Origin of the sequence: Vibrio halioticoli NBRC 102217, assembly GCF_000496695.1 — a bacterium.
Classification (GTDB): Bacteria; Pseudomonadota; Gammaproteobacteria; order Enterobacterales; family Vibrionaceae; genus Vibrio; species Vibrio halioticoli.
On the sequence record NZ_BAUJ01000016.1, the window covers coordinates 49971 to 59465 of the forward strand.

A 9495-nucleotide genomic window follows, 5' to 3' on the forward strand; every position below is an offset into this window, starting at 1 on the left:
TCGAGTTTCTAATCGCTATGTCTTTGATTAAACCTAAGTATAGGTAGTTAAGACAGCACTAATAAAAGTCTTTATTTAGAAATGTTAGTGTGTCGAGTGGATTTGTAGTAATACATTGTGCCGGCACACATTTATAATACAGGTAATAAGTAGTTTAATTATCAACCTATTTACGTTTAGTAACTTATAAGAGCGAATAGCTATGAAAATATGCAGTTGGTTTGTTATTGCCTTAACTGTTTCTATATTGTTTACAGGATGTTCAAGTGAAATTCATAGTCAGTCAGAAGTCCCAAAAGAACCAACAGTAGCTCCTATAGTAAAACCGAATCCTGCAACGAATTCAGAGAATTCTAAAAAGAGCTCTATTGCATCAGCTAAGAAAACACTTACCAAGCAAAGTGCTCATAAAGTCGCAAAGACGATCCCTCACGAGCCAAATAAAAAATCGCATAAGCATCCTAAGGCTGCTGATAAGGCGATAGCTAAAAATACTCCGGTGCAAAAACATATAGCGCCACCGTTGCCTGAGAAAATGCCGCCAATTATGGCGCCAAAAAAAATTGGTCATCCTTTAGCTAATAGTACCAAGATAATTTTTATGCTAGGGCAAGATAACAAAGGTTATTACCTATACGGTGAAGGGAAGATTACAGAGGGTACTTACGACAAGTTCTTACGTTATGTCGCTTATTACAAAGGGAAGGGTATAGCTTTAAATCGCCTGATGATACATAGCCCTGGTGGTTTGATGAATGAGGCGATTAAAATTGGTACTTATATGCAAGAGAACAAGTGGGGATCTGCTAGTGATCAATATATGAAGTGTTATTCCGCATGCGGAATTATTTATGCTTCTGGGGTGTTTAAACAAATTGAACCAGGGGCAGAAATTGGGTTTCACCGACCATATAACCCGAGCAAACCTGATACAGAAAGTTTTAAAAAGCATGTGTATAAGGTTTACAAACCTTACTGGGAATATATTGGTGGTAGCTCAAAACTATATGATGAATTTATGCACAATTATGATCGTAATCAGATGTTGATTTTGACCGAAAGTAATATTAATAAATATATGAAAGTTGAAAGAATGTAATGAAAAATATTGGTTTTGATGACATCGAATTTAAATTGGTAACACTATTCATTTTTGGCATGGGCCTCCTCATTGTTTGGTTTAATGTTATGGGTTATGAAATCCTATTTCCGAACAGGGATTACCCAATTAATCCATTTACTGTATTACTGTTTATTACCGAATCAGCTGTACTTATTTGGACTTCGTCGGTAATCAAGAATTGGTACTCAACAAGTCGAATTTTAAAGGTCGCCTTATTCGTACTTGTGCCTGCATTTTGGTTACTATGTTATACCGGAATCAATAGTTATCTTAACAGTCTGGCTACAAATGATGTCAAAATTGTTTTAACTGCTGAACATGATAATGAGACTAGACAGAATCAAATTGAAGATATATCTCGAGATATTAAAGATTTTAATACCGAATTGATTGCCCTTCGCGCTAGAAACGTAAATATTGACCATAAAATTGAAAGTGACACAAAAGAGCTATCAGCGATCAGTATTCAAGATAGTGAAAGGCGAAAAACAGCTAGAGATTGTAGCCAAAGCCCTGATTGTGCTGCTGCAATTGCTAATTTCAAAAAACAGATCGACTCGTTAAATCGCAATATTGAAACTTCGCAAAAAGATAAAGAAGCGAATAGTGACAATATACGTAAGTTGGAATCAGATATTTTTAACTCGCGATCGACAATGAATAGCTTGCGAAGTGAGATTGCGAAAGTTAACAACACCCATTCCGGAACCAAAACAGATTATGATCAAAAGAAACAGATGTATGTATCGATCGTAAACAAAGTCAGTTCTTGGTTTGGGGTGAAATTTGACGACCCATTTGGTGCATTTATTAGTTTTATATCAGCTTTAATATACCCTGTTTATTTCATCCTAAATTTACTGAAATCACTGAGTACTCCAGAGCATAAAGAAAGAAGAAAACACAGTTTGCTACTGAAGCGAGAGCGCCGTGATATTCGAGATATTGCGTTGGCAAAATTACTCAAATATATGCGTGTTTGGGCTAGTAGGCGCACCAAAATTATTGAAGTAGAAAAAATAGTAGAAGTACCTGTTGAGGTTGAAAAAGAAGTCGAACGTACAATTGAAGTGGAAAAAATTGTAGAAGTAGAGATCGAGAAAGAAGTAGAACGGATTGTTGAGGTTGAAAAGATTGTTGAAGTAGAAATTGAGAAATTTGTCGAAGTTCCAGTCAAGGTTGAAGTTCCGGTTTATGTTGACCGAATTCAAAAGGTCAGTGAGCCGATGATAGTGAAAGAACCACAGATCATCATCCATGAACGAATTGTCCCAATTCCTGAGAATATTACCAGTGATGAACTAGAGGAACTACTCAATGCGCAGTCTAGATCTGAGCAAACTACAAGAGTCGAATCGCCAGAATTGGCTTAGATTACAACGGTTAAAAGAACATCAACGAAAGCTTGATGAAGCTAGATATAGAAAAGAACTACTTCAAGAGCAGCTAGAAGCTGAAAAAATTGCGGCCGAAATTGCAGGAGAAAAAGCGGATACTCATGTTCATGAGGGGACTATATCTCCGGAGCAATTGAATACGCTAAAAGGAAAGCAAGTTCATTCTCAAATAGTAAAAGAAGAAGTGACAGCTCAACTCGCGAGAGAGCGTGCGAATGCTGAGATTTATGAGTTAAGAAAATCGCAACGAATCCAGCAAGAAAGGGATTCGAGACGACTTAAACATCAACGTAGTAGGTGGCTGCAAAGTGCTTTGAATACAATTCTAAAGCTCATCCTTATTATTATTTTGATTTCTTTGGCTGTACTCGGTCTATACCGGATGTATCGATGGGTAACAGAAGCGCCATTGATCAAAGAGGTGGAAAAACGCGTGGAAGTGCCGGTAGAAAAACGTGTAGAGGTTCCAGTTGAAAAAGTGGTTGAGAAAAAGGTCGAAGTTATCCCCGATGAATGTACTCAAATCAGACGCAATGGAAAAATCTATATAGACTGCGATGGAGTTAAAGTCGATGGTGCAAATACGCTCGGGAATGAGAAACTAAGTCGTATGCCAGAGTTGTTACAGGAATAAAAATTAGGTTATGTACGATAGTGAACAATCATTCAAAGCTATATTTATAGAATATGATGGGGATCTTGCTAAAGATTTTAAGGTAGAACATGGAATTACTATAGATCATCGTATTTGGGGATTTGGCATGCTTATAGACGTTAAGTCTAGAGAGTATGGGGGCTGGTACCTAAACGTAAAGTTCTCTAATCACTATAAAATGATCTTGTCTGATACTATCTCTAGTTATTTTGTTAAGAGTATGGCTATAAATCGAGAGTATCTCAGTATATACAAAAATAATGCTTTATCCGAAGTCGAGGTAGTGACTGAATCTATCGTAGCGCCTAAAAACCTTAATATGATTGAAGATGAGGCGCTAAAGCGATTTGCTCAAGCGGAGGCTTTACCAGATTCTGTGTAATTTTAGCGAGGGGCACCCATGTTTGTGCCCCAACTCACATTAATACCCGGCTAGTTACCTACAATATCTCATACTGATACTCATCCACAGACCTCCAAAATCATGCTTAAATTTTATAAATCACCCACCTAACTCTCACAAAAATAACAACTTACACAACTCTTACATTCCATTGATGAAATCAATACATGCTTTTTTGCATAGCAAATTATTATGTATTGGTAGAATCTAAAAGGACGTTGAAATGAGAATTCATCGCAAGTTATTCATTCAGTTTTTCACTCTTATATATATGTTGGTTTTTGCTGGTGGTGTGTTTGCCGCTACGGTTACGAATGTGACGGAAGGCAAGATAAATGGCAAGACTAGCATTGTAGTTAGTTTGAAGGGGGCGTTGTCGCATCCTCTTGATTTACCTGTGGTTAAAGATAAGAAGCGGGTTCATCGTGCTTGGGTTTTGTCCGAAGACCGCACTTTTCAGTCATTGTCTATTGATGACTTTGGCGTTGGGGAGTATTCGGTGTCGTTGGCGGGATTTGACCGAGAGGATCTAAGTTCGCTTGAGACGATCAATATTTATGAGGCGTCTCCTTCGGTGCGGGTTTTGGGGCAGGGGCCTTTTATTAATGCTACTGGCGATCGCGCGATTCCTATTGAAAGTGTGAATGCGACGGGTGTGCTTGCGTCTATTTATCGTGTGGATGATACGCCTAAGTTGTTTGCGGATTATTTTTACTCTCAAACGCTAAGTAATTGGTCGGCGCAGCGTCTTAGAAAGAATTTTACTCATCAAACGGATTTGAGCTTTAAGCTACCGGCTGCCAAAGAAAATGCCTCTACGGTGACTAATTTGAAGTTGCCGGATAATTTGGCGAACGGTTGGTACATTATTGCGATTAAGCCATCTAACTCTTTTGATAGTCCTGATATTTTTCATGTGTTGCTGTCAGATATTGGCGTGCAAGCGAAAGTGTTTGATAAAAAAGTGTCGTTGCAAGCGGTTGATCTTGCTACTCATAAACCGTTGCAATCGGCCAAAGTGAGCATTGTGGGGCAAGATGGTGTTCGTGATACTGCCTATTTAAAGGATGGTTTCGTACAGTTTGATTACGGCGAGCGTTCTAGTGAAGATGTGTTTGTGGTGCAAAGCGGCGCGAGTGTTGCGGTATTGCCAATGAAAGAGGTGCCGCTGGATCTTTCTGACTTTAAAGTGGATGGTCAGCAGTCTAAATCGTTGAATGGTTACATGTTCTCTAACCGAGATTTGTTTAAACCGGGTGAGGAGGTACCGCTTAATATTGTATTGCGTAAAGAGTCAGGTGAAATAACGGCGCTGAATTCTCTGTTTATGGAGGTGATTGCGCCTGACGGAAAAGTGATACTGTCACGTAATATTGAGGAATCACAAAAAGGCTTCTTTAACTATCGCTTTACCATTCCTGCTTCCGCAAAACTGGGTAAATGGAGCGTGGTAGTACGTTCGACTCGTCAATCAAAAGCGGTGATCGGCAGTTTTAATTTTAACGTGCAAGAATTTGTTCCTGAACGGATGGATTTGACGGTGTCTGTTCCTCATTTAGTTATGGCTGGTGAGCCAATAAAAGGGCTGGCGAGTGGGCGTTATTTGTTTGGACAAGTGGCGGATGGCAATCGCTTAACCATCAGTTCAACACTGCGTTCTATTGCTTCTTTCCCGGGCAAATACGCTCATTATTTGGTGGGTAAGCAAAAATACATTTCAAGCTCGAATGCGCCAGATGATATTGATTTAAAACTGGATAAACAGGGTAAGGCGCATTTTTCTCTTAGTGCGATTTCTAAAGACGCATTAGACGGTCCTGCAATGTTAACGACTAATAATCAGTTGTTTGAAACGGGCGGCGCAACCACTACGCGCGTTAATAAATTACTGGTATCAAATGGAAAATCCATTGTCGGTTTAAAACCTAACTCCGAGGATTTTGGCTATTTCACAGAGGCTAAATTCAGTCTGTTGCTGCTTGATGATAAGGGTGAGAACACTTTGTCAGGTGATGTCCGTATTAAGGTTGAACGCAACCGAGGTGGCTATTACTGGGTGTTTAACCAAAGCTCTGGTTGGGATTTGCGTCGTGACGATAACTGGCGCGTGACAGAATCTAAAGTGATGCATGTTAATGCTCAACACAATGAGCTTGTGGTGCCTGTAGAGTGGGGCGATTATCGCATTACCGCGGTAGCGCCAAGTGGCCAAGAAACCGTGTATTCGTTGTATGCAGGTTGGGAAGATGGCGATACGCAAATTCCAGTTAAGCCTGATCAACTGTCAATGAAATTGGATAAAGAAAGCTACTTAGCTGGCGATTACATCAATGTGCAAGTGGCGTCGCCAAGGGCTGGGTTGGTATCGTTAGAATTGGTGGCAGATAAAACCTATTTGCACAAAACGGTGCAAGTAAAAGGTAAACAAAATATTCGTTTACGATTGCCGAGCAATATTGATCGTCACGATCTATATCTGATTGGTTCGCTAGTTAATTCTGATAAGGCGTATGTGCGTCGCTCGTTAGCGGTTGCTCCGGTAAAACTGTTCCGTGATCATCGAAAACTGGCTGTGTCTATTCAAGCGCCGGAAAGATTGGAACCTTTTACAACTCAAACAGTTAAAGTCAAAGTGGATAATGCTGCCAACCTTAAAGATGCATACGTAGTGCTAACCGTTGCCGACAAAGGAATCATCAATATGTCCCACTATAAAGTGGCCGATATATTCAATTGGTTCTACGGACAAAAACGTTTAGGGGCGGATATTATTGATTTGTACTCCCGACAATTTGAGTCTCGTCCTTCACCATTTATTCGTCACCGTTATGGTGGTGATGAAGGGATTAATTCCAGTAAACCGCTTAATAATTTGGTGGAAAGCAAAACCTTTAACCAGGTATTGCCAGCAGTGAAATTAAACCAAAGAGGTGAAGCGAATATTCAGCTACAAATACCCGATTACAACGGCGAAGTGCAAATGGTCGCGACAGTTTTTGCTGGGGCTAAATTTGGACAAAAAGTGCAGGATTTGACGGTAAGTGCGCCAATTGTCGCCGAACTTTCAGTACCTAGATTCTTTGCCACTAACAATCAAAGCCAAGTGATGGTAGAGGCGTCAAACCAAACCAAAGAAATGCAGAAAGTGACGCTTAGCTTGCGTGCCGACGATGGTATTCGATTAGTTGGACAAAGCGCGAAAGTGTTAGAGCTTGCACCACAACAAAAAGCGCACTTTGCGGTGCAGGTAGATGTTGGTAATAAAGTGACCATGACTAACCTGGCTTTATCAGTGAACAGCCGCACTTATCAGATTGAGCGAAATTGGCGCGTTCCAGTGCGTTCGCCGTCACCGTATGTGACTAAAAAGACCACCAGAACGTTAGCGGCAGGGGATTTTGTCAATATCACGCGTGCCCAGTGGCAAGGTGTGTTACCTAAAGATCATGGCATTAGCACAGTTTCGTTTAGCCGAGTGCCAGAGATAGAGCCAACCGCTTTTGTACAAGGTTTGTTTAACTACCCTTATGGTTGTGTAGAGCAAACCACCAGTACTGGCTACCCTTGGTTGCTTGATGATGCCTCACTAGTGCCACTGAAAAAAGAGGTGTTAGAGGAGCGAAGTGACGTTGATATGCTGCAAAAAGCGGTGTTGCGCTTGGCTGATTATCAAAATGGCAAAGGTGGGTTTGGCTTGTGGGGATCGTATTCGCAAGAAGAACCTTGGCTGACAAGTTATGTGGCAAGCTTCCTGTTTACGGTGAATGAGCGTTACCCAAATCTGGTCAGTAACTCAGTGTTGGATAAAATCACTAGACGCATGCGTCAGTATATTTACGGTGACCTTAACCAAGAGGTTGGAATCAATGATCAAGCGTATGCCGCTTATGTGTTAACTCAAGCAGGGAAACTGTCATTCTCTGATGCTAAGACGTATTTAAAAGAGGTGCCTGTATTTAATAGCCTCAGTAATGCTTATCTTGGGGCTGTGTTCTATCGCCTTGGAGATATGCGCAGTAGCCGAGACTACTTTAGACAAGCTGAATACGCTATTGAGCTACATGATGATAATTACTACGATTCGTCGTTATCGGCGCGCGCTAAAATTGTGTCGCTAGTCAGTGACTTAGAAAAACAAGGGCCGATTAATCGTCAAATGTCTGAACTGCGCATTGAGTCTGCAAAAGCGATCTTTAAAGCGCTGAATAAACGCCGCTACTTTAGTACACAAGAGCGTTATGCATTAGCCAAGGCAGGTTTTGATTTGCAAGCGTTGAATAAAAAAACAATTCAAATCTCTAAAAACGGCCAACTTGTGCCGTCATCAAAAGCTGTGTCTATGCATCTTGGAGATAGATTCCAAAATGAATCACACGATGTGGCTTATGTGACGGAATCTATCGATGGGTACGCCGATCCTAATGCGCTGCAAAGTTCGGTAGAGTTTAAGCAGGTGTCTAGAACCTACTTTGATAGCAAAGGGAAACGCTTAAACCGCGCTACGCTGCATGTTGGGGATAGAATCATTGCTAAAGTCGTGGTTAACCTGAAAGAGAATATCGATAAAGCAATGTTAGTGGATTATCTACCGGCGGGGATGGTGCTTGAAAATCCAGATTTCACCGACTCTAAAGAGCTATTGAAATCTTTGGACTTTGTGTCATCTGGCGCAGAAATGGAAGAGTTTAGAAACGACCGCTATGTGACTTCCCTTGATTTTTCGCGTGGTTATTCATACACCTTCTATTATGTAATGCGCGCTGAGACTCAAGGTATTTCAGAGGTGCCAAATCTGTTTATTGAAGATATGTATGCGCCTGAGCGCTTTGTGTATCAGCCTGGTTCTGTTTCTAGTATTCAAATCAAATGAGTACGTCTGTAAAACGTTGGGTTGCAACTGTGGCATTGGCCATAGTTGCACTCATTATTGGTTTAGCCTTGGCTTGGAAAGTGCTTAATTGGGCTTTTCCTTTGCCAAGTGCTACCCCTAAAAGTATCGCGTTTAATGTGTTATCGGCGGAAGGCGATACACTGCGCCAGTTTGCCGATGACACGGGCACTTTTCGCATTCCAGTGACGGTGGGTGAGGTGTCACCGCTGTATTTAAAATCGTTACTCGCTTATGAGGACAGCCGATTTTATTCGCATATTGGGGTGGATATTCCTGCGCTTTTCCGCGCTTTATATCAGCGTATTCGCTATGGAAAAATCGTCTCTGGCGGCTCGACGCTGACCATGCAAGTAGCGCGCATTATTTACCCTATCGACCGCTCCTATGGTGGCAAGCTCATTCAAATATTGCGAGCTTTACAACTTGAAGCGCACTACAGCAAGCAACAAATCTTGAACTTGTATCTAACCCATGTACCTATGGGAGGCAATATCGAAGGCGTTGAAGCGGCCAGTCAGCGCTATTTTGGTAAGTCGTCGAAAAACTTAAACATCTCTGAAGCTGCATTGCTGACTGTTATTCCACAAAGACCAAGTGTCTATCGCCCCGATCGTCACCCCAAAAATGCTCAGCGTGCTCGCAATAAAGTACTAAGACGTTTGATCGCAAATGACATGCTTTCCGAGTCAGAATATCAACTGCTAAGTAAAGAGGTGGTGATTGCCGGGCGAGAGCCAATCAAGCGCAAAGTGCCCCTGTTGGCTCGTGAGTTAAGAAAACACCAGCTTGCTCATTTCAAGCAGATAAATGACAACTTGATTCAAGGACACACACCTAAATCAATTCAGGGACAGGCACCGAATTCGTCTTCAGCAAAGGCGTTTAAAGCGGCAGATTCACAGCAAGAGATTCAAGGACACACACCGCATTTAATTCAAGGACAGGCACTGAATTCGTCTTCAGCAGAGGCGTTTAAAGCGGCTAATTCACAGCAAGAGATTCAAGGACACACACCGCATTTAATTC

The 9495-nt window shown here is 41.4% G+C and carries 6 protein-coding genes; all 6 read left to right on the plus strand.

The features are described from left to right. The first annotated feature begins 202 nt into the window (after positions 1-202). Positions 203-1099 carry a hypothetical protein gene (locus tag VHA01S_RS06510; protein ID WP_023403559.1) on the plus strand — a complete coding sequence of 299 codons (897 nt, stop codon included), beginning with the start codon at positions 203-205 and terminating at the stop codon, positions 1097-1099. Beyond that, entirely contained in the window at positions 1099-2496 is a 1398-nt protein-coding gene (locus VHA01S_RS06515) for a hypothetical protein (RefSeq protein WP_023403560.1), read from the plus strand. The genes VHA01S_RS06510 and VHA01S_RS06515 overlap by 1 nt, the downstream gene beginning before the upstream one ends. Then, positions 2441-3154: a hypothetical protein gene (locus VHA01S_RS18520; protein ID WP_023403561.1), complete on the plus strand. Its 714-nt coding sequence runs from the start codon at positions 2441-2443 to the stop codon at positions 3152-3154. Before VHA01S_RS06515 ends, VHA01S_RS18520 begins: the two co-directional genes overlap by 56 nt. Positions 3155-3164: 10 nt before the next feature. Further along, positions 3165-3557 carry a hypothetical protein gene (locus VHA01S_RS06525; RefSeq protein WP_023403562.1) on the plus strand — a complete coding sequence of 131 codons (393 nt, stop codon included), beginning with the start codon at positions 3165-3167 and terminating at the stop codon, positions 3555-3557. Between the two features lie 244 nt (positions 3558-3801). Beyond that, positions 3802-8448 carry an alpha-2-macroglobulin family protein gene (locus VHA01S_RS06530; RefSeq protein ID WP_023403563.1) on the plus strand — a complete coding sequence of 1549 codons (4647 nt, stop codon included), beginning with the start codon at positions 3802-3804 and terminating at the stop codon, positions 8446-8448. After that, positions 8445-9495: transglycosylase domain-containing protein (locus tag VHA01S_RS06535; protein WP_023403564.1), on the plus strand; the 1051-nt coding region annotated here is incomplete at its 3' end. The genes VHA01S_RS06530 and VHA01S_RS06535, both read left to right, overlap by 4 nt.